Source organism: Mucilaginibacter sp. Mucisp86, assembly GCF_047324315.1.
Classification (GTDB): Bacteria; Bacteroidota; Bacteroidia; order Sphingobacteriales; family Sphingobacteriaceae; genus Mucilaginibacter.
Genome location: NZ_CP168503.1, coordinates 6,014,917 through 6,041,083, shown reverse-complemented (window position 1 = coordinate 6,041,083; position 26,167 = coordinate 6,014,917). Strand labels below are relative to the sequence as shown.

15 protein-coding genes are annotated in these 26,167 nt (G+C 42.2%); 3 read left to right on the top strand and 12 right to left on the bottom strand.

What is annotated here, in order from left to right; genetic code table 11:
- Positions 1-115 precede the first annotated feature (115 nt).
- The 10 genes from ACEN9X_RS25265 to ACEN9X_RS25220 all read right to left on the bottom strand — a co-directional run bounded on the left by ACEN9X_RS25265 (position 116) and on the right by ACEN9X_RS25220 (position 21,244).
- Positions 116-2,536: an ABC transporter permease gene (locus ACEN9X_RS25265; RefSeq protein WP_413667769.1), complete on the bottom strand. Its 2,421-nt coding sequence runs from the start codon at positions 2,534-2,536 to the stop codon at positions 116-118.
- A gap of 203 nt (positions 2,537-2,739) precedes the next feature.
- A complete protein-coding gene (locus ACEN9X_RS25260; protein ID WP_413667768.1) occupies positions 2,740-3,774 on the bottom strand; it encodes a DUF4097 family beta strand repeat-containing protein in 1,035 nt (344 codons plus the stop codon).
- A 234-nt stretch (positions 3,775-4,008) separates the two neighbouring features.
- On the bottom strand, positions 4,009-6,384 hold the full coding sequence (locus tag ACEN9X_RS25255) for an ABC transporter permease (protein ID WP_413667767.1): 2,376 nt from the start codon (positions 6,382-6,384) through the stop codon (positions 4,009-4,011).
- 58 nt (positions 6,385-6,442) lie between these two features.
- Positions 6,443-8,866 (bottom strand): ABC transporter permease, encoded by a 2,424-nt coding sequence (locus ACEN9X_RS25250; protein WP_413667766.1) that lies wholly within the window; start codon positions 8,864-8,866, stop codon positions 6,443-6,445.
- Between the two features lie 71 nt (positions 8,867-8,937).
- Positions 8,938-11,358, bottom strand: coding sequence for an ABC transporter permease (locus ACEN9X_RS25245; RefSeq protein ID WP_413667765.1), 2,421 nt, complete (start codon positions 11,356-11,358; stop codon positions 8,938-8,940).
- Positions 11,359-11,431: 73 nt separating this feature from the next.
- Entirely contained in the window at positions 11,432-13,822 is a 2,391-nt protein-coding gene (locus ACEN9X_RS25240; RefSeq protein ID WP_413667764.1) for an ABC transporter permease, read from the bottom strand.
- 226 nt (positions 13,823-14,048) lie between these two features.
- Positions 14,049-16,433: an ABC transporter permease gene (locus ACEN9X_RS25235; RefSeq protein ID WP_413667763.1), complete on the bottom strand. Its 2,385-nt coding sequence runs from the start codon at positions 16,431-16,433 to the stop codon at positions 14,049-14,051.
- An 81-nt stretch (positions 16,434-16,514) separates the two neighbouring features.
- Positions 16,515-18,881 (bottom strand): ABC transporter permease, encoded by a 2,367-nt coding sequence (locus ACEN9X_RS25230; RefSeq protein WP_413667762.1) that lies wholly within the window; start codon positions 18,879-18,881, stop codon positions 16,515-16,517.
- A 298-nt stretch (positions 18,882-19,179) separates the two neighbouring features.
- Complete coding sequence (locus ACEN9X_RS25225) at positions 19,180-19,857, bottom strand: ABC transporter ATP-binding protein (RefSeq protein ID WP_090525339.1); 678 nt, start codon at positions 19,855-19,857, stop codon at positions 19,180-19,182.
- 130 nt (positions 19,858-19,987) lie between these two features.
- On the bottom strand, positions 19,988-21,244 hold the full coding sequence (locus ACEN9X_RS25220) for an efflux RND transporter periplasmic adaptor subunit (protein WP_413667761.1): 1,257 nt from the start codon (positions 21,242-21,244) through the stop codon (positions 19,988-19,990).
- A gap of 481 nt (positions 21,245-21,725) precedes the next feature.
- On the opposite strand from ACEN9X_RS25220, the gene ACEN9X_RS25215 reads away from it, so the two are divergent.
- From ACEN9X_RS25215 to ACEN9X_RS25205, 3 genes are all read left to right on the top strand, one after another.
- On the top strand, positions 21,726-23,084 hold the full coding sequence (locus tag ACEN9X_RS25215) for a sigma-54-dependent transcriptional regulator (RefSeq protein WP_413667760.1): 1,359 nt from the start codon (positions 21,726-21,728) through the stop codon (positions 23,082-23,084).
- Complete coding sequence (locus ACEN9X_RS25210) at positions 23,074-24,420, top strand: sensor histidine kinase (protein ID WP_091205878.1); 1,347 nt, start codon at positions 23,074-23,076, stop codon at positions 24,418-24,420. The genes ACEN9X_RS25215 and ACEN9X_RS25210 overlap by 11 nt, the downstream gene beginning before the upstream one ends.
- 107 nt (positions 24,421-24,527) lie before the next feature.
- Positions 24,528-25,058, top strand: a complete 531-nt coding sequence (locus ACEN9X_RS25205; protein ID WP_413667759.1) for an NADPH-dependent FMN reductase — start codon at positions 24,528-24,530, stop codon at positions 25,056-25,058.
- Between the two features lie 16 nt (positions 25,059-25,074).
- On the opposite strand, the gene ACEN9X_RS25200 is transcribed toward ACEN9X_RS25205, so the two are convergent.
- Both ACEN9X_RS25200 and ACEN9X_RS25195 read right to left on the bottom strand, forming a co-directional pair.
- On the bottom strand, positions 25,075-25,488 hold the full coding sequence (locus ACEN9X_RS25200; RefSeq protein WP_413667758.1) for a hypothetical protein: 414 nt from the start codon (positions 25,486-25,488) through the stop codon (positions 25,075-25,077).
- 5 nt (positions 25,489-25,493) lie between these two features.
- Complete coding sequence (locus tag ACEN9X_RS25195) at positions 25,494-26,153, bottom strand: YceH family protein (protein ID WP_091221770.1); 660 nt, start codon at positions 26,151-26,153, stop codon at positions 25,494-25,496.
- Positions 26,154-26,167: the final 14 nt, after the last annotated feature.

The following is a 26,167-nucleotide window of genomic DNA, read 5'->3' as shown; positions in this document are numbered from 1 at the left end:
TTCATTTTGTCATTGAGTCATTAAGTCATTTTCTTCTGCTCATCGGGGCATTAGGTCGTTAAATCATTTTGAACTTTTCAATGACTTAATGACGCGAAGCAAATGCCCCAATGACCTATTCTGATCGTAGGCTTTTAACCGGATTAGCTAAAGCCGCTTTAACCGATTGAAAGCTTATAGTTATGGCAGCCACCAGCAACGCTATAGCACCCGCCAGTAAAAACACCCACCATTGTATACTTATACGATACGCAAAATCCTGCAGCCATTTGTTCATGGCAAACCATGTTACCGGGAATGAAATGATCGAAGCGATGACGATCAGCCTCAAAAACTCCTTCGATAGCATAATTGTGATACTGCCTGTTGACGCGCCAAGCACTTTGCGAATTCCGATCTCTTTAACCCTAAGCCTGATCATAAACGCCGCAAGGCCGAATAAGCCTAAACTGGCGATGATCAAAGCAACACAGGAGAACACTGTAAATATTTTGCCGGTTTGCTGCTCAGAAGCATAAAGTGATGCGTATTGTTCATCAAGGAACGAGTAGCTGAAAGGCGCTTCCGGTCTGAAATTATCCCATTCGGCTTTGATGCCGGCAATAACCGATTTTACATCGGCAGTTTTGACCTTCAAAATTAATGAACCTGTACTGTGGCCCGATAACAGCATTAAAGGCGCTATCTTTTGTCTGACCGAAGCATAATGAAAATCTTTTATTACACCCACAACTTTGTATTGCGTACGGGCCGAGCGTACTATGGTTTTACCAATCGGGTTAGCATTAGCCCATCCCAAACCTTTTACTAAAGCTTCATTAACCACAACCGACATGGAGTCGCCGGGGAAAGATGGATAAAAGTTACGCCCATTGATGACCTGTAAACCCAAAGTAGGTACATAACTTTCATCCACATGGTAAATATTGGTATGGATTTCGGCATGGCCACCTTTATCGTCAAATTCTTTAGCATCTATCTGGGTACCATCAACACCTGCCGACTTGCCCGGTACACTGCTGGATATGGTGGCATTTAATACCTGTGGGTTACGCAGAAGCTGATTTTTAAAAGCATCTATATTATGGCCTAAAGTGTAGGCATCATTAATTACCAATACCTGATCTTTATCATAACCCAGCTTTTTGTTTTGCATATAATGCAATTGCTGGTATACTACAAAAGTCGATATGATAAGTGCTGTAGATACTGCAAACTGAAAAATGATTAATCCGCCGCGTAAAACGCCTTTTCCTTCGGCTTTTATTGCGCTGTTGCCTTTTAAAACGGCAATAATCCGGAAGGAAGACAGAAAAAATGCTGGATAAATGCCGGCAAGGATGCCAACCACAAAGGCCGTAAACAATTCGGTAATCAATGCCTTAGGGCTCAGGAAAAACCCAAGTTCGATATGTTTCCCTGCTAAACTATTAAATAGTGGTAACAGCAGATATACTATACCTAATGCTAATAATAAAGCCCCAAGGGTTAGCATAACCGATTCAGTAAGGAACTGGGAAACGAGCCCGCTTTTCTCAGAACCAAGCACCTTACGGATACCTACTTCTTTTGATCGTTTGGCCGAACTTGCCGTTGAAAGATTAGTAAAATTAATGCAGGCCAATATCAATATAAAAGCGGCCAACGCGCCGAATATATACACATAATGGATATCGCCATTAGCCTCCAGTTCATATTTGGTTGCAGAGTGCAGGTGAATATCGCTTAAAGGCTGCAGAAAAAACAGGAAGTTATTAACAGATTTACTTGCCTGTGCCAGGCTTGCCCCCATATCGTGAGCAATTTCAGGCACAACAAATTTCCGCACCATATCCGGAAAAGCGGCTTCCAGTTTTTTGGGGTCGGCATTTTTATTTAGCACTACATAAGTAAAATAACCAATATTGGTCCAGGTTTGCTTTGCATTTTCAACAAAAGGGGCCATATTCAAAAACGCGTCACCATGAAAGTGTGAATCATCAGGAACTTTGTCAATTACACCTGTTACCTTATAAGGCTTACTATCAATAGTAACGGCTTTTCCTACGGCTTCCTGGTTGCCGAAATATTTGGTAGCCATTGCCCTGGTGATCACCATACTGTTAGGTTCCGTAAAGCAGGTTTTATCATCCCCATCAATCAATGGTATCGAAAACAAACGAAAAAAATTGGCATCTATCTTCTGTACATGCTCTTCTTTAAACTGCCTGTCGTTGTATTTTATAAAAACCGGGCCAAGACCGGCAAGCCTTGTGGTTTCAAGTACTTCGGGAAACATATTTTTAATCCCCTGTCCTACCGCTATGTCAACCATCGGGTACTCGCTTACGCCATTATTTTCAATGGAGCGTAAGCCAACGCGGTACATTTGTTTGGCTTGCGCCGGATATTGATCATAATTTAATTCACTATACACGTAAGCACAAATAAGCATGCAGCAAGCTAAGCCCACAGACAGGCCAAACACATTAATAAACGAAAATATTTTGTTGCGCCTTAAGTTTCGCCAGGCGGTTTTGATGTAGTTTTTGAACATGAGTATCTGATTAACCTGTTTAGTAGTTTTAAAATGCATACCAATAAATCAAAATACTGACCATCAACTATTTATATTTAATTTACAATACAAACTGTACGAAGACGTAACACCATGTGTTCGGTTATGATACACTATAAGCAACGCAAAAGGCCTGTTGCTATTTGAGCAACAGGCCTTTTGAATATTATTTATTATTGGTATTAGTTTACAGTAAGACTAACCCTGTTACTACCTCTAACTTCAACCAAAGAGCCCCCTCCGTTAAGTTTACCTTCCACCCTTTCCTTATCCTTGCTGCCCGAAAAATTGTCGGCAAGATTTGTTTCTATCCTATCGGCACGCAAATCAAGATTAAGACCTTGTTTTGATGGCAACTGCAGATCAACGCGGCCCGAGCTTGCATCAATTTTAACTGATTTACCTACACTTATAAATTGTGCATGAATACTACCGGCACTTGTTGAAGCATCAAGGCTGCAGGAAAGATCAGTAAGATTAATGCTGCCGCCTGATGTACCCGTAATGAAATCCCCGTCGATTTTGTTGCCACTTATACTGCCGCCACTGGTAGTAGCTTTGATATCACCTTTTAAACCATCAAGATGTAATGAACCTCCTGATGTTTCCAGCCTGATACGGCCTGTACAATTATTTGCTTCTACGCTACCTCCTGATGTTTGCAAATCGATGTCTTCTTTTGAGTTGCTTACATGGATACTTCCGCCTGATGTACGTCCTTTTATAGTACCTGTAATTTTATCAAGATGTAAGCTGCCGCCACTGGTTTCAAACTGTTGAGCACCAGTTAAATTATCGAGGTGGATACTGCCACCGCTGGTATTGAGGTTTGTGGCCACATTGCCAGGAACATAAATACGGAAAGAAATGCTCAATGACTTTTTCCAATCCATGTTATTCTTTTTATTTTTTGCCGATGCGTGCAGTTCGCCGCCGCTTACATCTACTTTAAGATCATAATTTTCATCGAGGCGCTTTTGGATCTCTTCTTTAGGTAAATCTCCGTTACCATTGTTGCCCTGGATAAAAACTTCAACCCTTGGCTGCTCGTCCGAAGTGCCGCTTACCGTGATACTGCCACCAGATGTATTCACAAACACATCTTTAATTGACTGGCCGGATAATGATTTGGTTAGATATGGTGTTTTCCCGTTATTTTGTGCAAAAGCGCTGCTGCCGGCGCAGGCAACTAATAACACAAGTAAATACTTTTTCATAATAATGACCTTTGGTTTATATATACAAGACCAAGTGTTTAGCAGATACGTTGCATTATCCTGAAAATAATTTTGAAGGTATCAGGATATGAAAAGAGCCCGTGAGGACACGGGCCCGGGTAAATAATAAATTTATCATCAGGTCATTGCTGCGTAGTCATTAAGTCATTGGCAATTAGGTCACTATCATTCAATGACCTAATGACGCGAAGCAATTGACTTAATGACTAAAAATCATTCACTTCGTAAACTCCTGATAGGGTTAGCAAGCGCAGCTTTTAATGATTGAAAGCTGATAGTTACCACAGCTATTACAAACGTAACCACGGCTGCCAAAGCAAAAATCCACCAATGTAAAGGCGTTTTATAAGCAAAGCTTTGCAGCCATTTATCCATGCAGTAGTAACCTAACGGAATAGCGATCACTGTGGCCAACAACACCGGCTTCAATAAGTCTTTAGATATCAGCATGAGAATGTTTTGCACCGATGATCCCAAAACTTTGCGAACTCCGATCTCTTTAGTGCGTTTAGCCGCTGTGAAGGATGCTAAACCAAATAAACCTAAACAAGCTATAAAGATTGCCAACCCCGAAAAGATGCTCAACATGGTTTGCTGCCTGATGTCATTGCGGTAAGTAGTATCAAATTGCTGATCAAGGAAGCTATATTCAAACGGGTAAATGGGTGCAACCTCAACGTATGTATTTTTGATGGCTGCCAAACCTGCCTGAACATTTCCGGGTTTTAGTTTGATTACAGCCACACGCCTGTCTTCACTTGGCGATATAACCAGGGCATCCATATTTTCTTTGAGTGAAAGGAAGTTAAAATCCTCCACCACACCGATAATGGTGCGCCGGTTATTATCACGAACCGTATTCTTAATCCATTTACCGACGGCCTGCTGCGGTGTAAAGCCAAGTTCTTTTGCCGCTGTACGGTTTATCAATACCGAATTAGTGGTATCCGTAGCAAACTGAGGGGAGAAATCCCGGCCGGCAATAATCTTTAGCCCAAATGTTTTTACATATTCAAAATCAGCAAATTCCGACCTGGATTTGAACGTTTCATGCTGACCTTCGACGTCGAAACCCTGCATATCAAAAAAACCGCCCGGCTCGCCCGACATCAGTGATACCGATTTTACATAATCAGAATTTTGCAGCTGATGTTTAAACGCTTGCCTGTGATCATAGATATCGTTATTGTCAATCTTCACAATAACCGTTTGTTCCTTATCATAGCCCAATGATTTGTTTTTCACATACCGCATTTGGTTAACGATAACGATAGTACCAATAATCAGCAATACCGAAATGCTAAACTGAAATACCACCAATGTCTGCCTGAAAAACGAGCCGCCTTTACCCAGTTTTAGCTTACCCTTCAAAGCTTCGATAGGCGAAAAGGCCGACATGAATATAGCTGGATAACTCCCTGCAAGGAACCCTACAAATAAGATAACACCCAGGAGGAACAGGTAAATAGGTGCGCTGTTCCAGGAAACGGTAAGCTGATAGCCCAGCAGGCTATTGTATGAAGGCATCAGCAGAAACAACAAGCCGATGGAAAGCATACAGGAAATAAGTGCCAGGAGCAACGACTCGCCAATAAACTGCCATATCAAATGATTTCTTAACGCGCCTAAAACCTTACGCATACCAACCTCTTTTGAACGTTCAACAGCACGGATAGTAGCCAGGTTCATAAAATTAATGCAGGCAATGATCATGATGAGCACCGCTATTGAAATAAAGATGAATACCACCGTTTTATCGCCATGTTTTACATTATCAAACGACGATGCATTTTCGAAATAGATATCTTTAAACGGCCTAAGGCCCAAGCTAAATTTGGTACCGAAACGCTGCATGTCCTTGCCCATATATTTATCCATAAACTGCGGAAAACGACTTTCCAGCCTGGCGGGACTGCTACGATCATTTAATAATAGGTAAACAAACAAGCTATTGTTGATCCATACATTAAAACCAGGGTCACGGGTATAGTTGGCAATCGGCATTACCAAATCAAAGTCAAGGTGCGAGTTGGAAGGCACATCTTTAGTAATACCTGTTACCTTTAATTGCAGGCGTTTATCCATCTGTACCACCTTGCCCATGGCATTATCAATATTGCCGAAATACTTTTTAGCTGTAGTTTCGGTAAGTACAACACTACCTGGATTTTTTAATGCTGTTATGGCATCTCCCCTAAGCAGCGGAAAGGTAAACAGGCTGAAGAAATTAGAATCGACCGCGTAAACCTTTTTTTCATTGAATGATTTTTCTCCAAAAGAGACCAGGTTATTTTGCGGCGAAACACGTACAGCCATTTTAATATCCTGCGGATAGTCATTCAGCATAGCCGGAGCATAAGGGCCGGAAAGGTATGGTGTGGGCGACTTCGATTTATCAAAACTGCGCATTACCCTATAAATATTCTTGCCCTGCTTATGAAAATTATCCACGCTAAATTCATTCATGATATATAGAAATATCATAAGGCAAACGGTTATCCCCATGGTTAATCCCAGAATATGGATCAGCGAAAATCCTTTATTACGATAAAGGTTTCGCCATGCTGTTTTTATATAGTTTCTTATCATTAGTTCACTTGTTCATTAGTATTTTACTGCAAACTGCCACTTCTGTCTGCAAACAGGTTTATTCGTTCTTCAAACTCCTAACTGGATTAGCCAGTGCTGCTTTGATAGATTGAAAGCTGATAGTTACAAATGCAATCAATACAGCTAAAACTGCAGCTAATACGATCACCCACCATTGTATATTTTGGCGATAAGCAAAACCCTGCAGCCACTGGTGCATAAAAAAGCATGCAAATGGAACAGCAATGATAATGGCTATCAGCACCAGCCTGATAAAATCTTTAGATAACATACTTACGATATTGGCCACGTTGGCACCCAGCACCTTGCGAATGCCTATTTCCTTTGTGCGCTGCTCGGCGGCGTAAGCGGCAAGGCCAAATAACCCTAAACAGGCAATTATGATCGTTAAACTGGTAAAAATGACGAATATGGTCCCCATACGCTGCTCAGCGCGGTATGAAGCATCAAAATCATCGTCCATAAATGAATATGTAAATTCTTTTCCGGGCTGGATGGATTTCCACTTGTCTTTGATCTGAGCCATCAACCCTGTAATATTTGCCGTATTCATCTTCACGCTTAATGAGCCATTATCCTGTCCGTACATCAATACTACCGGGCTGATATTATTACGTAACGAAGCAAAATTGAAATCCTTGATAACCCCGATAATATGGTACTCCTTAAACGTCTTAGCCATGTTATCCATAGGCAGGTACATTGGTTTATTAATCGGGTTAGGAACTCCCATCAGCCTGGCCGCTGTTTCGTTCACGATCATTGCTGCCGAATCGGTAGGCATCTGATCGGAAAAATTGCGGCCTTTAATGAGTTTAATATCGAGGGTAGGCAGGTATTTATCATCAACAGTCCAGGTTTGTGCAAGAACCGCTTTTTTAGGATCAAGGGCGCGTTCCTGGAAAACACTGCTACTGTTTCGATAGTCAGATGTAGGTAAAAACCCTGTCATCGTAACGCCGCTTACGCCTGTCAGCCGCCTTACTTCATCTTTGAAAACCGAGGCCTGCCCGCCCAAATTATATACGCCGTGCACTACTAATACCTGGCTGCGGTTATAGCCCAGGTCTTTATTCTGGATGTATTTAAGTTGGTTGTAGATAACCAGTGTACCAATGATCAGCACTATCGATATAAAAAACTGAAATATCACCAGCGAGCTTCTGAGCATTCCGCCCTTAAAACCGGCAGATAGTTTGCCTTTTAAAACATCAATCGGCTGAAAGCCCGAAAGGAAAAAAGCAGGATAAGAGCCGGCCAGTAATCCGATAAGTAATACGGTTGCCAACAAAGATGGAACAAGCCAAATGAGCGAGGCGACGTTTAACTCAATACTTTTACCCGATATATTATTAAATACCGGCAGCAATAAATAAGCCGCGGCGACAGCTATAAGGGTAGCCACAAATGTTACCATCATCGATTCGGACAGGAATTGAGCTATCAAATACTTACGCGCCGAACCAAGTACCTTACGTACACCAACCTCCCTCGCGCGGTTGGCCGAGCGGGCTGTCGATAAGTTCATGAAATTTACACAGGCTATCAGTAATATAAAAATAGCTACTGCGCCAAAAATGTATACATATTGGATATTTCCATTATGGTCAAGCTCCGACATCAGGTTCGATTTCAGGTGGATATCCAGTAACGGTATCAGGCTTAACTGGTACCTGTTGCCTGCGCGTTCAAAACTATCAAAAGTTAAATGAAGGATATCCTGTAACTGCGGACCGGCATTTTTGCGCATCAACTCCGGAAATTTAGCTTCAAATTGCTTAACTACAGCCCCTGGCTTCAGCAACACGTAAGTGTTAAAATTATTGCTGAACCAGGCATTCTCCCTGCTCTCATCTTTAGATGCCATCGAAAGGAAAAAGTCGAAATGAAAATGCGATTGTTTGGGCAGATCTTTGATAACACCTGTAATCTTGTACAGCAGTTTGTCGTCAAACGTAAAGGTTTTACCCACAGCCTGCACCGTATTGAAATAGCGCCTGGCCACACTTTCGGTTATCACTACTGTATTGGGTTCAACCAGGGCGTGTTTAGCGTCACCGGCTATCATGGGCAAGGTAAATACGTCAAATAAGGTCGAATCGGCAAGCACCATCTTATCTTCATGAATTGTTTGATTGCCTTTTTTTACGTTATAACCTCCGCGCATCAAAAAACGGCAGGCGCGTTCAACCTCCGGATAGTCGTTTTGAAATACCGCACCTAACGGAGCAGGCGCACAAGCATAACTTTGGTCAATACCGCCAAACTTGATCTGCATATTGGCGCGATAGATCCTGTCGGCCTTAACATTGAACTTATCATAGCTCAGTTCATCTGCCACGTAAAATACAATAAGCAAACAGGTAGCTAACCCAAGGGCTAAACCAAAAACATTTATCGCGGTAAAGCCCACATTTTTTTTCAATGTGCGGAAAGCGGTTTTAAGGTAATTTCTAAACATGGTTCATTGGTTCAATTGTTCATTAGTTCATTGGTATCTCGCAGTTACCTAACTGCAGTCACTGCAAACTGCTACTCGTTTTTAAGGCTGTTTACCGGATTTGCCAGGGCTGCTTTTACAGATTGAAAACTTACTGTTATTATAGCTATTAACATGGCCCCAGCGCCGGCCACTACCAATACCCACCATTGTATGCTGATGCGATATGCAAAATCCTGCAGCCATTTGTTCATCAGGTACCATGCTACCGGTGTGGTTATGGCAATGGAAATCAGCACCAGTTTTATAAAATCTTTAGATAATGTGTTTACAATGGCCGATACACTTGCGCCCAGCACTTTGCGGATCCCGATTTCTTTGGTGCGTTGCTCGGCAGCATAAGCGGCTAAGCCAAACAAACCAAGGCAGGCAATTGATATGGCCAACACAGTAAATATGATGGATATGGTACCGGTTCGTTGCTCGGCCCGGTAGTTTGCGTCAAAATCCTGATCCATAAATGAGTAGTTGAACTGGCTTTGGGTCATGCCCTGCCATTTGTTTTTTATCTGATCGATAAGGGCCGGTAAATTAGCCGTATTTACCCTGACGCTAAGGTTTCCGCTGTCTTCGTCCATTAAAAAAATCATCGGACTGATGTTTTCCCTGAGCGAGTTGAAATTAAAATCTTTAACTACGCCTATAATATGATAAGCTTTTATATGATCGCGGTTGCCGTCCATATTGCGATACAGGATTTTATTAACCGGATTGGTAAAGCCTAAAAATTTGGCAGCTGTTTCGTTGATCACTAATCCGGTAGAATCAGTTGGCATATTTGCCGAAAAATCGCGCCCGGCAGAGATCTTCATACCAAGAGTATTGATGTAATCTGCATCTACCCGCCAGCTTTGCGGAAACAAGGCAGTTTTTTGATCAGCTGCCGCTTCTTTGTAAAAAATAGATGTTCCCCTGTTTTTACCGGTTGGTAAATAACCTGTTAAAGTTGCGTTAACCACGCCTTGTAATTGCTTTACCTCGTTTTTAAAGGTTTTGGTATGGCTACCCAACTCAAATGCATTGTTGATAACAAGTACCTGGTTACGGTTATATCCCAGGTTTTTGGTTTGAATATAGTTGAGCTGATTATAGATAACAATGGTACCAATGATGAGGAATATCGAAATAGAAAACTGGAACACAACCAATACACTCCTGAGCCAGCTACCTTTGAAGCCACCGGCCAGTTTACCACTTAACACATTAATGGGTTGAAATGCCGAGAGGAAAAAAGCGGGATATGAGCCTGCGGCGAAACCTACTACCAAAACAATTAATAGTAACGCCGGCAACAACCAGGCTAAGGTTTGCGAACCAACAATCAATTCCTTTCCTGATACCTGATTAAACAGCGGCAATAAAAGTAATACGGCAAAAAAAGCAATAACTGCCGCTGCCAAAGTCACCAGTACTGATTCGGTTAAAAATTGCGCTATTAAATATTTGCGCGGGGAACCTAAAACCTTACGTACACCAACCTCACGAGCCCTGTTAGCCGAACGTGCCGTTGACAGGTTCATGAAGTTGATGCCTGCTATAAGTAATATAAATATAGCGATGGCCGAAAATATATAAACATACTGTGCCGAGCTATTGCTGCCTAACTCACCGGTACGGTTTGAGTGCAGATGAATATCAGTTAACGGGGTAAGGTTAAGCCTGAAATAACTGCCGCTTTTTTCAAAATCAGCAATATTTACGTGTAAGGCCGTTTGCATTTGCCCCTCGCTGTATTTTTTCAGCAAAGCAGCTAACTTTTTCTCAAATAGCTTGTAATCTGTACCCGGTTTTAATACAACGTAAGTATTGTAATCGCTCCTTAACCATTCCCCTGAACGGCTGTCGGGCCAGCTCACCATCGACATAAAAAAATCAAAATGAAAGTGTGATTGCTTTGGCAAGTCCTTTATCACTCCGGTAACTTTTAATAACTGGTTGTTATCAATAGCGAGTGTTTTCCCTACAGCATTGGTGCTGTTAAAGTACTTTTTTGCTGTGCTTTCGGTGATCACTACAGTGTTAGGTTCCTTCAAAGCCGTAGCCGGATTACCATTAACCATGGGCAATGTAAACACATTAAAAACCGATGGATCGGCATAAACGGTACCATACTCGAGGATGCTTTCATTACCTTTTTTTACGTGAAAACCTCCTGCTGCTTTAAGCCTTGTTGCTTCTTCCACCTCCGGTAGGTCTGTTTTTAGCGCCTGAGCCAGTGGCGGCATTGCAACCGCATATAATACGTTGTTGTTACCAAATTTCAGGTCTTCGTTAACACGGTATGTGCGATTAGCTTTATCGTTAAAACGGTCGTAACTCAACTCGTCGGCTACGTAAAGCACAATCATAAGGCAGGTAGCCAGGCCAAGGGCCAGCCCCAATATATTTATAACCGTAAACCCCACGTTTTTACGCAGGGTACGGAATGCTGTTTTTAAGTAATTTCTAAACATAGTTCATTGGTTCAATTGTTTATTAGTTCATTGGTATCACACCGCAAAACTGCTAACTGCCACTGCAAATTGCCTACTCACTTTTCAAGCTCTTAGCCGGGTTAGCATTTGCCGCTCTTATTGATTGTACGCTTACCGTTACAAACGCGATGATCACCGCCAGAATGCCCGCTACAGCGAAAATCCACCAGTTAATATCTACGCGATAAGCAAAGCTTTGTAACCATTTGCTCATGCCATACCAGGCCAGCGGCGATGCAATCAACGTGGCTATAAGTACGAGCTTCATCAAATCTTTTGACAACAGTGTAACTATTGAGGTTACACTTGCGCCCAAAACTTTCCTGATACCAATTTCTTTTACCCTTTGCTCGGCTGTAAAGGTCACCAAGCCAAACAGGCCAAGGCAAGCTATACTAATAGCCAGTATGGTGAATATGAGCAGGATATTGCCCTGCTTCTGTTCGGATTGGTATTGTTTGGCAAAATTCTGATCGAGGAAATGGAACTCAACCTTGTTTTCGATATCAAAACGGCCGTAAACTTTGCTGATATAATCGAGTGTTGCAGGAATGTTGTTTTTACCAACCCGGATGTACATATTGTCCTCGTCGTTTGCGGTAAACGGCAGGTACAACATCATTGGTGCAACTTTATGCTGTAACGAATAAGTGTTAAAATCCTTAACTACACCAATTATTTTCCGGCTGATCACATTGCCTTTATCATCTACGCCAACCCTGACAGAGCGGCCGATGGCATCCTTCCAGCCCATTTCATTAACCAGCGTTTGGTTTACAATAATTGATTCAAGCCGGTCGGTACTCATATCCGATGAAAAATTGCGCCCTTTGGCCAGCTTCACCTGCAGGGTTGGTATGAAATCCTCATCAATAATGAGGTTCTCAACCATTTTTGATTCAGAATTAGCTTTTCCATCAGCACCGATATTGAAATTACTTGAACCGATATCGTTATTGCCAATTGGATTACCTGCAATACCAACAGCCTCAACAGCCGGATTTTGCAATAACTGACTTTTGATAGCGGCAATCTTTGCCCGTGCAGATTTATCGCTGATATGAAAGGTAAGTGTTTGGGCTTTATTAAAGCCAAGGTCCTTGTTCATGACATAATGCAGCTGCCTGTAAATGATACATGATCCGGCTATCATGACAATGGTGATAACAAACTGAAATACTACCAATGATTTCCTGAACATAATGGTAGCAACCTGACTGCCCATTTGCCCCTTCATAGCAGCTATAGTACGGAACCCGGATAAAAACAATGCAGGATATAAGCCGCTTAAAATACCAGTTAATAAGGCAAATAAGCCGAATATGACAACCGTTTTGCTGAAACCAAATTGCAATAGCACCAGATTTTTACCGGGGAGCTGGTTGAAATATGGCAATAAAAACTGCACCATCACAGACGCTATCAGGGCAGCGATAACAGTAAACAAAACTGATTCGGCAAAAAACATCATGATCAGTTGTTTTTTGCTGGAGCCAATTACTTTACGCACACCAATCTCTTTGATCCGTATTGAAGAACGTGCTGTAGTTAGGTTTACATAATTAATAACGGCGATAGCAAGTATCAACAGCGCTACAATACCGAATATATATACATAGGTTATATTGCCATTGCTGCCCAGTTCGTAATCAAGATTAGAGTTAAGGTGAATTGACGTAAGTGGCTGTAGTTCCATGCGATACTGCATGGCCCCGAGCGGCCCCTTTAAGTATTTGTTAAAAAATGCGTCAGAACCAGCCTGGATCTTTTTAAAATCATCATGGTTTTTCAGCAGCAAATAAGTATAGACATGCGAATTGGCCCAGCCATCGGTATATCCATCAGGTAATGAGCGAAGGGCGCTAAATGTAAATTGTGAGTTGGCAGGTACATCATCAATTACCCCGGTAACGGTACTCGGGTTGTTTTCGATGAGTATTGTTTTATCCAGAGCATCGGCAGTATTGCCAAATAGTTTTTCGGCAAGGGTTTTAGTAAGCACAATGCTTTGGGGCTTGGTTAAAGCGGTGTTGGGATCGCCCGACAAAAAGTGATGGGTGAAAAGATTAAAGAAGCCTTTATCTGTAAACAACATCGCTCCCTCGTTAATCTGCTTTTCGCCATAGGTGATCTTGCCCCCTCCTTCAGCATCAATTCGGATAGCATCTTCCACTTCGGCATAGTCATTTTTTAAAGCGGGCGCGTACGGTGGCGAGGTAACTGCGAGGTTGAATTTGCCGCCATTCCATGTGCCATGCTGAACAACGCGAAAAATACGGTCGGCTTTAAGGTTGTAACGGTCGTAACTCCATTCATCAACCACGTAGAAGCTGATGAGCCAGAAAGCTGCAATACCTGTGGCCAAACCAAAGATATTGATAAACGAAAAAACCTTATGCTTAATGAGGTTTCTCCAGGCTATTTTAATGTAATTACGTAACATGGTAAATGGTTTATACTACTAAAATATTAAAACGCATACCAATTATCCAACCAATTAATTATCAACGCATTAAAACAAACACCAAAACAAAACCGTTCGGTAATAGAACACTTACAGTGCGAATGTGAACGATATCCCAAAGTGTTTAGAGGTTGGAGATTAGAGATTAGGACTGTGATTGCCAATGAGTTTTTAAACTAATCTCTGATCTCCAACCTCTAAACACTTATTCCGCTCTCAAACTTTTAACCGGGTTTGCCAATGCTGCTTTTATAGATTGAATACTGATGGTAGCCAGGGCAATCAGCGTTGCGCCGCCGCCGGCAAGCAGGAAGATCCAAACTGTCATATCTATTTTATAGGCAAAATCCTGCAGCCATTTACTCATGGAGTACCAGGCTATAGGCACTGCTATAAGGATAGAAATGATGATGAGCAGCACAAACTCACTTGCCAATAAACGGATAATACCGCCAACACTTGAACCCAGCACCTTACGGATGCCGATCTCACGGGTTTTAACCTGTGCCGAATAGGTTGCCAACCCGAATAAGCCGAGACACGATATGACAATGGCCAACGCTGAAAACACATTGAATAATGAACCTGTACGCTCGTCGGTTTTGTAAAGCTGGCTAAAGTTTTCGTCTAAAAATGAATAATCCAGCGGCGTATCATTATTATATTGTTTCCAAACGTTTTGAGCTGCAGTAATAGCTTTTTGCGCATCACCGCCGGTGGTTTTAATAAAAATACGATAGGCCCCCGGAGTATGATACGTCAGTACCGCAGGTTCTATCTTCTTTCGAACCGTGGTATAATTAAAATCTTTCACCACACCGATGATGGTACCTTTGGTTTTCTGGATCCTCAGACTTTTACCAATCGGGTCCTTCATCCCCATAGCGGCTATAGCTGCCTCATTAACAATAAAGTGATTTGAGTCGGCAACAGCCCCGGTAAACAACGCTCCTTCTTTGAGTTTGATTTTAAAGAAACTGGTAAAGTCCTTATCAACATCCATCGGATGGAAAAATAAATTCGCTTTAGCCGGCTTGCCATCCCAATCATTATCCCCTGTCCAGCCATTAAAATCTACTATATTACTGCTGCCACGGGTTACTGCCATTATGCCTGGTTGCTTTAACAACTCAGCTTTAGCAGCGTCATAATGTGCCTGCATGCCTTGCATCATAAAGGTAAGCACATTTTCCTTGTCGTATCCCAAGTCGCGGTTGCGGATAAAGCTTAACTGCTTGCCAATGATCAGTGTGCCGATGATAAGCACAATTGATACTGTAAACTGCAAAACCACTAATACGCGCCTGAAAGCCGCATTGCCAATGCCAGCTGTGATCCGCCCTTTAAGTGCCTTCAAAGGCTCAAATGATGAAAGCAATAATGCCGGGTAAATACTTGATGCAGTCAACGTAGCCACTAACGTCAAGGCGATATATCCCCAAACCTGGTAATTGCCAAGAGAAATTTGCAATTGCTTGCCCGAAAAATCGTTATAAACAGGCATCAGCACGTACATTAAACCAACAGCCAACACGGTAGCAATCAGGAACAATACCGTGGTTTCGATCATAAACTGCAAAAATAGCTGCAGCCTACCTGCTCCGATGATCTTTCGCATACTCACCTCCTTAGCTCTCAGCATCGACCGCGCTGTTGATAGGTTTACATAGTTGATGCATGCTATCACCAATATCAAAATAGCTACTATCGCAAATGTACGTACCGTAGAAATACCAGCGTCGCCCCCATCTGCTTTATACAGATGCATATTTAACAGCGGCTGTGCCAGGTATGGCACAGGAGCATCATCGGGCTTATTATGTTCGTGGATGGCCTGTAATTTCTTTTCAAGTTTGTGAATATCGGTACCTGGTTTCAGCAAAAGGTAAGTTTCAAAACTAAAATTGATCCAGTCGGCATCCATAGATGAGATGCGGGAAGTACCGTTATAGCTCCGGCCAGATTTTATGTAAGCTTCGTAATTAAATTTGCTTATTGGCAATAATACATTACAGGTAACACTTGAGTTTGCAGGGTAATCGGCAACAACACCTGTAACTTTAAAATTATCGCTTTTACCTAAGGTGATGGTTTTGCCTATCGGATTTTCTTTGCCAAAATATTTTTCTGCAATTTTTTTAGTAATTACTACCGAGTTATTATCCGGGAAAGGATTTTTACGATCACCCTGTATAATCGGAAAATCAAAGACCGAAAAGTATGAAGCATCAGTAAAAGCTATACGGTCCTCATTAAAGATCTTGTCTTTATACCTGAACGATGGATTGCCGATATTCATAATCCGCACGCCGTCCATTACCTCGGGTACTTCGTTTTTTGCAAAAGTTGCTACAGGTGCTATGATATAGGTAAAGATCTGCTTACTGGCCTCGGTACCGCCAACAATACCTATACGATAAATGTCTTTCCCTTTTTTATTAAAAGCGTCAAAGCTCAATTCATCCTGCACCCAAAGCAGCATAAAAAGCCCGATCACCAGGCCAAAAGTTAAGCCTATTACATTAATGGCAGTGTAAAACTTATTGCTTACAATATTACGCCAGGCGGTTTTCAGATAATTTCTAAGCATGTTGTCTATCATTAGGTCACCGGGTCATTAAGTCATTAGTCAGCTTTCAATGACTTAATGGCCCAGTGACCTGTTGACGTGCTACTCGTTCTTCAAACTTTTAACCGGGTTACTCAGTGCCGCTTTAATGGCCTGCCAGCTTACTGTGAGCAGGCAAACAACCATGCTGATGGTTATAGTGGCAATAAATACCCAGGCGCTAATATCTGTACGATAAGTATAATGCTGCAGCCATTTGCTCATGTTGTACCAGCTTAAGGCCGAGCCTATGATAAAAGAGATAATCACCAATATCAAAAACTCCTTAGACAGGTTGAACCACAAACTGCTGATGCTTGCACCCAATACTTTACGGATACTGATCTCTTTCTTACGCTGCTCAGCCGAGAACGACGCAAGGCCAAACAGACCTAAACAAGAAATAATAATGGCCAGCACTGTGAATGAACTCGACAGCGTCCCCAACAATTTTTCATTCTCGAATTTGCCGCTGAAATTTTCATCAACAAACCTGTATTCAAACGGATATTCGGGATTATACTTTTTATAGATATCGCCAATTGTTGCAAGGCTTTTTGATATCGAAGCTTTAGGGTTTAAACGAATCCCAACCTGGCCTGCCCATCCCTTATCAAAACCTATGATGGCCGGCTTTACAGGTTCGTAAGGAGAGCCCCAAACAAAATCCTTAACAATACCCACAACTGTACAATTGCGGCCCTGCCATTTTACTATCTGCCCAAGCGGATCCTTTAAGCGCATGAGTTTAACAGCCGATTCGTTCATGATGAGTGACAGCGAATCTGCCATACGGCCCGGTATGTAGTCGCGGCCTTTTATTAATTCAAGCTTATAGGTTGAAATAAAATGGAATGATGTAACGATCTGGTCGATAGGTATTTTATCCTCACCAGGCAATTGTCCGGGCCAGGTAATGCCCCAACTGCTGCTGCCATTGCTGGCTATGCTGCCAGATGTTTCGGCGGCATCAACGGCCGCTCCCGAATTGATAATATCCCTCCTAAAATTTTCAAACTCCTTATACAAATTTCCGTCTAATGAAATCTCCACAAGCCCGTTTTGTGAATAGCCCACTGGGCGGTCTTTTATGTAATTTATCTGTTTATAAATCAAAATACTTGAAAGTATAAGGCACGTTGCAAAAACAAATTGCACAACAACCAATACCTGCCTTGAATGCAGTGTTCTTTTACCGGCTTTGTTGGTGCCTTTTAAAACTTTTACAGGTTTAAATGATGATAAAAACAAAGCAGGATAACTACCTGCCAACAAACCTGTTACCAGGGTTACCAATATAGCTGCTCCCCATGCCCATGCGTTGTTGTAAGGTATTGTTAGCTGCTTGTGTATAATTTCGTTAAAGTAACCAAGCGTTGAGGCCATTATTAACAAAGCAACAATAAGCGAAAGTATGGCGGTAAGGATTGATTCGCCTAAAAATTGCTGGATAATGGCTACCCGCCGTGCCCCAACAACTTTACGGATCCCAACCTCGCGCGAGCGGCGCTCAGAACGGGCGGTGGAAAGGTTCATAAAGTTGATGCAGGCAATAAGTAAAATTCCTATAGCCAGGAACAGGAACAAACGTACATATTCGATGGCACCGCCTGTGTTAACGCCATTTTTGAATTCACTATGCAGGTGCCATTTGGTAAAAGGGAACAGGAACAGCTGATTTTCTTTATTATGATCGTCATAACGACCGATAAGTTTTTTTATTTCGGGATTAAGCTTATTTACATCAGCACCGGGCTTAAGCAGTACAAAAGTGAGAAACGAATAATTTCCCCAACCAGATGTTTTCACCCATTGGTTATCGGCCTCATAAAGCTTCCACGACATCAGCGCTTTAAACCTGAAGGTAGAATTCCTTGGCAAATCTTTATACACAGCGCTCACTTTCACCAAACGCGAACCATTTAACTTTACAGTTTGACCAATAGGATCTGTATCTCCAAAAACTGCCTTAACCGCCGACTCGGACATGATGATTGACGACAGATCTTTAAATGCATCTTTTTTGCTGCCTTTTACAAAATCAAGCGTAAACATGTCCAGAAAAGACTCGTCGGCCGCCATGGTATTAATTTTCAGCGGTTTGTTATTGTAATTAAACAACTGATCGTAAGGCCAGTTTACCCGCGTAGCTGCCTCAACCTCCGGGTAATCCTTTTGGAGAGCTCCGGCTACCTGAACCGGTGTTGCATCGCCTGTGTTTATTTCCCCGTTTGATGGCTGGTTGCGCATTACCTTGTAAAGACGGTCTTTATTTTCCTGAAAACCATCAAAAGTAAATTCATTATAAACATATAACAGCAGCATAAAGCTAACTGCCATACCAACACCCAAACCACCAATATTAATGGCCGAATAGAGCTTGTTGTTAATCAAACTCCGCCACGCAATTTTTAAATAGTTCTTAAACATATGTTTATTTGATTAAATCATTGGCTCGATATCATTAGACCATTTTGCTCCATTTTTTTGCCCCGATGACGCAAAGCAAAATGCAGTTTCAAGGTAACTTTTAAGCATAGGAATAGCGGTTTAATAACAAAAACTCCAAATGCCCTTCTCCAAAATGCAGGAGAAGGGCAACAGAGGCAATTATTAACTTATTATAAACTGATTTCGGGGGCGTTGGTCTAAGTCTGGAGTCGTTAGTTTTAAGCCAAAAGCCCTTTCTTACTATGAACTATAAACCATCAACTATTAACTCAACAAACTACACCATGATATTTTCCATAACGGTTTGTCCGTCGAGCAGGCGTATAATACGGTGACTGTAACGGGCGTCATGCTCAGAGTGGGTAACCATGATAATGGTAGTTCCCTGTTCGTTCAAATCGGTAAGCAGTTCCATTACATCGTTACCGTTGCTGCTGTCAAGGTTACCAGTAGGCTCATCCGCAAGGATCAGTTTTGGCTTGTTAACAACCGCACGGGCAATAGCCACACGCTGTTGCTGACCACCTGATAGCTGTTGCGGATAGTGGTTGCGACGGTGCATGATCTGCATTTTGTCTAACACCTCTTCTACCCTTTTAACACGTTCTGAAGCGGCTACACCAGTGTAAATCAATGGCAACTCAACATTTTCAAACACAGTAAGCTCATCAATAAGGTTAAAGCTCTGGAACACGAAACCGATGTTGTGCTTACGCAGATCGGCACGTTTACGCTCGTTAAAGTGAGCTACTTCAATTTCGTTGAAAACATAGCTGCCCGCATCCGGATCGTCAAGCATACCCAGGATATTTAGCAAAGTTGATTTGCCACAGCCCGACGGGCCCATGATGGCCACAAACTCGCCTGTTGCTACTTCCATCGATAGCTTGTTTAACGCGATGGTCTCTACCTCTTCGGTACGGTAGAATTTCTCAAGATTGGAAATTTTTATCATTGGTGCCTCCGTTATTCATGCCGCCTGTATGGCGGCATGATCTTATTTTTTGTTTATCTTAATTTATTAATTAGTTCGGTTTATATTATAATGACGCTTGAACAGAGCCCGGCGTTGCAGCCGGGTTAAGTTATTTTTTCAGCACAAGTTCCTGAATATCACCATAGGTTTCATAACTTGAGGTAATAACCTTATCGCCGGGATTTAAACCCTCTGTTACCACGAAATAATCGGGGCTCTGGCGTCCAAGCTGGATATTTACTTTATAGGCCTTTGTGCCGTCTTCACTTACCTTAAAAATCCAGTTACCGCCTGTTTGCTGGAAGAAACCACCTTTAGGAACCAATACAGCCTGCATCTGATCACTCAATGCCAGCCTCACCTGCAGCGTTTGCCCCTTACGGATGCCAGTTGGTACTTTGCCTACAAATTGCATATCAACCTGGAAACTACCTGTAGTTTTTACCTGGGTATAAACCTTTTTAATAACCAGGTTATATGTTTGATCGGCAAATTGGAAATCACCTTTCAGGCCGGTATAAATACGTGACAGGTAGTGCTCATCAATATCAACCCTAACTTTAAAGCCCGATTGTACGTCTATCTGGCCCAGGTGCTCACCTTTATTTTTGCTCTGGCCAACTTCAGCATCCATTGAAGTTAGCTGACCATCGGTAGGTGCTACCAATACTAAACCGGCCACTTTTTTACGCATAAGCTCAAGTGTGGTTTTCATGTGGGCATATTGCTCCTGCGATTGTGAAGCCTGTTGCTTAACCAATGCCGTATCCTGCGAAAGAATTTGCTTGGCCAGTTTATAACGGTTCAACTGATAATCATAAGTATTTTTTGCTGATTGATATTCCTGCTGACCGATAGCTTTCTGATCATACAGGTGTTTATCCAGTTTGTAGATCCTTTCGGCTTCTTTAAAAGCATTCTCCACATCGGCCATCGTGTTTAGCTTGCTGATGGTATTTTGCTGCGCGTTATTGTGCGAAATCTGCATTTGAGTTTGTTCGGCATAAACCGCAGTTTCCTGGTTAGCCAAGGTAAGCTCAAGATCGGTATTAGACATTCTCAGGATCCGGTCGCCTTTTTTAAGATTAGCGCCGTCCTCTACGTATTTTTCTTCAACAACACCACCTTCAGATGCATCAAGAAATATGGTAGTCAGCGGCATAACTACGCCGTTAACCGGTATAAACTCCTGGAAAGGGCCTTTAGTAATAGTACTTATAGTTAACCGTTCAGTATCAACATCCAGCTTGCTTTTACCCGATGTAAGATAAATACTGCCGCCAATTAGTAAAATAATGCCTGTAATACCTGCAATGGTAAGTATCTTCTTGTTGTTCCAGGTCTTTTTCTCAATTTTTCTGTCCACTGTATTTTTATAATATTTTGAAATGTTATAACAAAAAGATATGCCACAAATTAAATTACTGTTTTTCAATCATTTAAACACAAAACATAGTATTTAAGCGTACGCTTCTGTTACATCAGGTGTACGGTATTGATACAGTGTTTTTTCACATATAAATAGCCTGTTATATACAAATGCAGGTTAGCACTTCATTGTGAAGCATTTATATGATTTACTGCATAAAATGCGGGTATTTAGCATAAAAATTGTAACAGATGATACTATTAGCGAGTCTTTAATTTATTGTTCATGTTAGATGGTTTATTAGCGCATAGTTTATGGTTCATGGCAACAATGCTAAAAGTTTATTTAGGTAGCTTCGATAATGAGATACAATTTAATTTAAATTTATAACTTTTATTAAATTGACAACCTTAATAATCATACGTTATTATTTTGAGGTACTATAAACAAACATCTACGAACTATTAACCCCAAATAAATGATACTTAAAAAAGCTACCGTTTTAATTGTTGACGACGATCCGGACGTACTTACCGCGGTTAAACTTTTGCTAAAACCCGAAGCCCGGGAAATCATTACCGAAAAGAACCCGGAAAACCTGAACTGGCTGCTGCAGCGCAACGAGGTTGACTTGATTTTGCTTGATATGAACTTTAACAGCGCAATAAATACCGGCAACGAAGGCTTGTACTGGCTGCGCAAAGTAAAAGAGTGGAAACCAGACGTTTGCGTGATCATGATAACAGCATATGGCGATATTGACCTTGCCGTGCGTTCGCTTAAAGAAGGGGCTAATGATTTTGTAGTAAAGCCCTGGCACAATGAAAAGCTGATAAACACCATAAAAGACCTGCTTGACAAAAAAGAAGGCGGAGCAAAAACCACTAAAACACCGGTTAAAAGCACTGCGGGCGACACGTCGATACTCGGCGAATCGGACGTGATGCAGGATATCTTTTACAAAGTGAATAAAATAGCCCCTACTGATGCCAACATCCTGATCCTCGGAGAAAACGGCACAGGTAAGGACCTCATGGCGAAAGCAATTCATGAACGTTCCCTACGGGCCGATAAACCTTTTGTTAAAGTAGATGTAGGTGCATTAACGGATACCCTGTTTGAGAGCGAACTATTCGGTCATAAAAAAGGAGCTTTTACAGATGCACGGGAAGACCGTATGGGGCGTTTTGAGGAAGCCCAGGGTGGCACTTTGTTTTTGGATGAGATTGGCAACATCAGTCTACAACAGCAGGCCAAATTACTTACCATTTTACAAAACCGCCAGGTAACCCGTTTAGGAACCAACAAACCTGTTGATGTGGATATCAGGCTAATTTGCGCTACCAACGTGCCTTTGAGCGAGCTGGCTAATGAAAACAAATTCCGTAAGGATTTGATCTATCGTATTAATACCGTTGAGATTAATATGCCGCCGCTTCGTCGTCGTAATGAAGATATTGTGATCCTGGCGCGCCATTTTGCCAAACTTTACGCAAGCAAATACCTTAAACCCTCAATGGACTTTGATACGGCAGCTATTAATAAGCTTAAATCATACAATTTCCCGGGCAATGTGCGCGAGTTGCAATATACCATTGAGCGTGCCGTGATCATGGCCGACGATAACACGTTAAGGCCCGATGATCTGATTTTTTCGATACTGGAAACATCAACAGAAAGTGTGGTTGATGCCGATAATATCCCGTTAAGTGCCCTGGAGAAGAATGCAATATTGCGTGTGATTGAGAAGCACAACGGCAACATTACCCGTGCGGCCAAAGAACTGGGCCTTACCCGCACTGCCTTATACCGAAGATTAAGCAAATATGATATTTAACCGTTACGAATGGCGGCTTTTGCTGCGCGTATTTTTATTACTGCTTGTACTTATTGTTACCGCTTTTGTAATTGTAAGCCTTGGCCAGCTTTTGTACCTCGTGATCCTGCTGCCATTGGTTGCCTACTCGGTTGTGGATATGATCCGCTTTCAGAAAAAAGCGCAGGATGAAGTAAACCAGTTTGTTGAGTCGATCCATTACCGCGACTTTTCCCGTCATTTTGATGTACGTAAAGCACCTAACGAACTTAAGCCCCTGCGTAAAGGTTTTAACGACATCAATACCACATTTAAACTCATCAGCCGCGAACGCGAAACCCAATATCATTACCTTCAAAAGATCCTCGAACTGGTTGATACCGGCATTTTATCCTACGAAGAAGAAACAGGCGAAACCGGCTGGATCAACGAGGCTTTTAAAAGCATCATAGGTGTACCTTACTTAAAAACAATTCATTCGCTTGAAAAACGCGAACCATTATTATATGCAGAGCTTATAAAACTTAAGCCCGGTGATAGTAAGATCATTACTGTTACCCGTAACCAGCAGCAGGTTAAGATCCTGGTAAATGCCAGCCTGATGCGTAGCGATGATAAATTATACAAACTCATCGCTTTTCAAAACGTAAACGAAGCGCTTGACGAAACGGAATCAAAAGCATGGTCAAAACTGCTTAATGTAATGACGCACGAGATCATGAATTCTGTCGCGCCTATTTCCTCCCTCGCCGATACGCTCAAAAACCGTCTGCAAAGCCCCGATATTGCAGAAAGCCTCCCACACAGCGATCTGGAAGATATTGAGCTTGGTATCGATACCATCAAACGCCGTAGCGAAGGCTTGCTTAAGTTTACCGAAAGCTACCGTAGCCTTAATAAAATCACCAAACTTGATCTGAACAAGATCATGGTGCGCAATATATTTGAAAACCTCAACAGCTTGATGACGCCTACCCTTGAGAAAAAGAAGATCGAACTGGAGATCATCCTTCGCGATCCGACACTTTCTATCGAAGCGGACATCAACCTCATTGAACAAGTGATGATCAACTTGCTGGTTAACGCCATTGAAGCGGTGAAAGACCGCGAGGAACCGCGTATTACGCTCACAGCTGAAATTCAGGGTGGCAAAACTTTCGTAAAAGTTATTGATAATGGCTTGGGCATGCCGCCTGAACTGCTTGATAAAATCTTTATCCCTTTCTTCAGTACCCGAAAAACCGGCAGTGGTATTGGCTTAAGCTTATGTAAACAGATCATGCTGCTGCACAAGGGCAATATCCAGGTACAATCAACCGAAGGTAAAGGTTCGGCGTTTATCCTCTCTTTCGTTTAGCCCCCGGCCCCTTGAAGGGGGCGGCCGAGCATGCTGTCTTTTATGACTTTACAAAAACTTACGAAGTTTTGGAAACTTCGTAAGTTTGGTTCAGCAACATCTATTTCATGAACTATAAAGGCAACATCCTCGCCATTTCCGGCAGTTTAAGAACAGGCTCATCTAACCATAATATTTTGAGGTTTTTAGGTGGATTAGTTTCATCTGAGGTTCACTATACCATATACGAAAGATTAGCAGATATCCCTCCATTCGATCCGGGGCTGGATCATGAACACCCGCCAACAGCAGTTTTGGAATTGCGCGAATTGATGAAAGATGTATCAGGCATTATCATTTGCACACCTGAGTATGCGTTTGGAGTTCCCGGTCAGCTCAAAAACATGCTGGATTGGATGGTTTCGAGCGGTTCGCTGGTTGATAAGCCGGTGGCTTTGGTTACCGCTTCGTCGGTTGGCAGTCATGCGCATGCTGCATTACTTCTGACACTCGGAGCGCTCTCTGCAAAAGTAATTGACGGAGCTACTTTACTAATTCCATTCATCAGGAGTAAAATTGATGAAAATGGGAATATTACAGATCAGAAAACTGAAAAGATGTTACGGGATGTGATAGATGTGTTTTTGAAAGAAATATAGAAACTCACTACCTAAACTACCAGTCATAATCCTCAGTATATTCACTGTCCAATCTATAATCTCTAATCTTCTCTTTTTTCAAGGTATCTATATCCAACTGCCAAACGGCTCCGTTCTCCGACCAAGGATCGATCAAAAGCTCCACCCTCATATCGGATACCTGTTTTACCTTCACTGCCCAACACAGATTAGGGCCCTCTATTTCAATTGCTCCAATACCTTCTTTCCATAAAATGCACCTGCTACCTCCGGCCAGGCACCAATCGCCATCCTCGCTTATTAGGCCAAAAATGGGATCACCATAGATATCACCTAAATATAATTTGCTGTTTTGTGTTTTATCTAACAGGCAAACAGATTCAAACTGGTAACCAAGCAACAAATCCTCAGTTTCGTCAAGAACAAGCAGATTTATTTTCGATTGGATCATATAGGTTACTCCACTCCTAACTCCTTCATCAACCTACCCACCGTTTCCTTCAACTCAGCAATCTCCTGTTCGGCTTTAACCAAACGAGCTTCCAGTGCCGACGAAGACGAACGGCCAGTTGGTTCATCAGCAAAATCATCATCATTAAATTCAGGGGTACCGCCTAATAAATGGGCATATCTAACTTCTTTTTGGCCGGGGCGCTTAGGTAGCTGTACAATATAAGGCATTTCACCGCCGGCCAGTTTATCCAGGATCTCCTGTACTTCTTCTATCGAATCAAATTCGTACATACGACCGCTGTTGGTATTTAACTCACCGGGCGTTTGGGGCCCGCGGAGGATCAGCAGGCAAATCAGCGCCACTTCTGATGGTATCACCGGAAAAACTATCGCAAAGTTGTGTTTGTATTTAATGTTACGAATAGAGCCTCCGGTAGCTGTTGACATCAAACCGCGTCTTTTCAAAGAGTTTAGGGCATTGATAACGGTGTCATCATCATAATTAACAACCGGTTTGCGCGATGTTTTTTGGTTACAGGCAGCCACCAGTCCGTTAAGGGTCATGGGGTAATAATCGGGCGTGGTTTTGGCCTTTTCCATTAAAGTACCAAGTACACGTAGTTCTTCTGCATCAAGTACGGGTAAAGTTTGCGGTGAATCCATAGGGCTAAATATAA

What these genes read in the sequence shown, in the direction of transcription:
- ACEN9X_RS25265 (WP_413667769.1), bottom strand. Translation starts at nt 2,536, where the DNA reads ATGTTCAAAAACTACATCAAAACCGCCTGGCGAAACTTAAGGCGCAAC.
- ACEN9X_RS25260 (WP_413667768.1), bottom strand. Translation starts at nt 3,774, where the DNA reads ATGAAAAAGTATTTACTTGTGTTATTAGTTGCCTGCGCCGGCAGCAGC.
- ACEN9X_RS25255 (WP_413667767.1), bottom strand. Translation starts at nt 6,384, where the DNA reads ATGATAAGAAACTATATAAAAACAGCATGGCGAAACCTTTATCGTAAT.
- ACEN9X_RS25250 (WP_413667766.1), bottom strand. Translation starts at nt 8,866, where the DNA reads ATGTTTAGAAATTACCTTAAAACCGCTTTCCGCACATTGAAAAAAAAT.
- ACEN9X_RS25245 (WP_413667765.1), bottom strand. Translation starts at nt 11,358, where the DNA reads ATGTTTAGAAATTACTTAAAAACAGCATTCCGTACCCTGCGTAAAAAC.
- ACEN9X_RS25240 (WP_413667764.1), bottom strand. Translation starts at nt 13,822, where the DNA reads ATGTTACGTAATTACATTAAAATAGCCTGGAGAAACCTCATTAAGCAT.
- ACEN9X_RS25235 (WP_413667763.1), bottom strand. Translation starts at nt 16,433, where the DNA reads ATGCTTAGAAATTATCTGAAAACCGCCTGGCGTAATATTGTAAGCAAT.
- ACEN9X_RS25230 (WP_413667762.1), bottom strand. Translation starts at nt 18,881, where the DNA reads ATGTTTAAGAACTATTTAAAAATTGCGTGGCGGAGTTTGATTAACAAC.
- ACEN9X_RS25225 (WP_090525339.1), bottom strand. Translation starts at nt 19,857, where the DNA reads ATGATAAAAATTTCCAATCTTGAGAAATTCTACCGTACCGAAGAGGTA.
- ACEN9X_RS25215 (WP_413667760.1), top strand. Translation starts at nt 21,726, where the DNA reads ATGATACTTAAAAAAGCTACCGTTTTAATTGTTGACGACGATCCGGAC.
- ACEN9X_RS25210 (WP_091205878.1), top strand. Translation starts at nt 23,074, where the DNA reads ATGATATTTAACCGTTACGAATGGCGGCTTTTGCTGCGCGTATTTTTA.
- ACEN9X_RS25205 (WP_413667759.1), top strand. Translation starts at nt 24,528, where the DNA reads ATGAACTATAAAGGCAACATCCTCGCCATTTCCGGCAGTTTAAGAACA.
- ACEN9X_RS25200 (WP_413667758.1), bottom strand. Translation starts at nt 25,488, where the DNA reads ATGATCCAATCGAAAATAAATCTGCTTGTTCTTGACGAAACTGAGGAT.
- ACEN9X_RS25195 (WP_091221770.1), bottom strand. Translation starts at nt 26,153, where the DNA reads ATGGATTCACCGCAAACTTTACCCGTACTTGATGCAGAAGAACTACGT.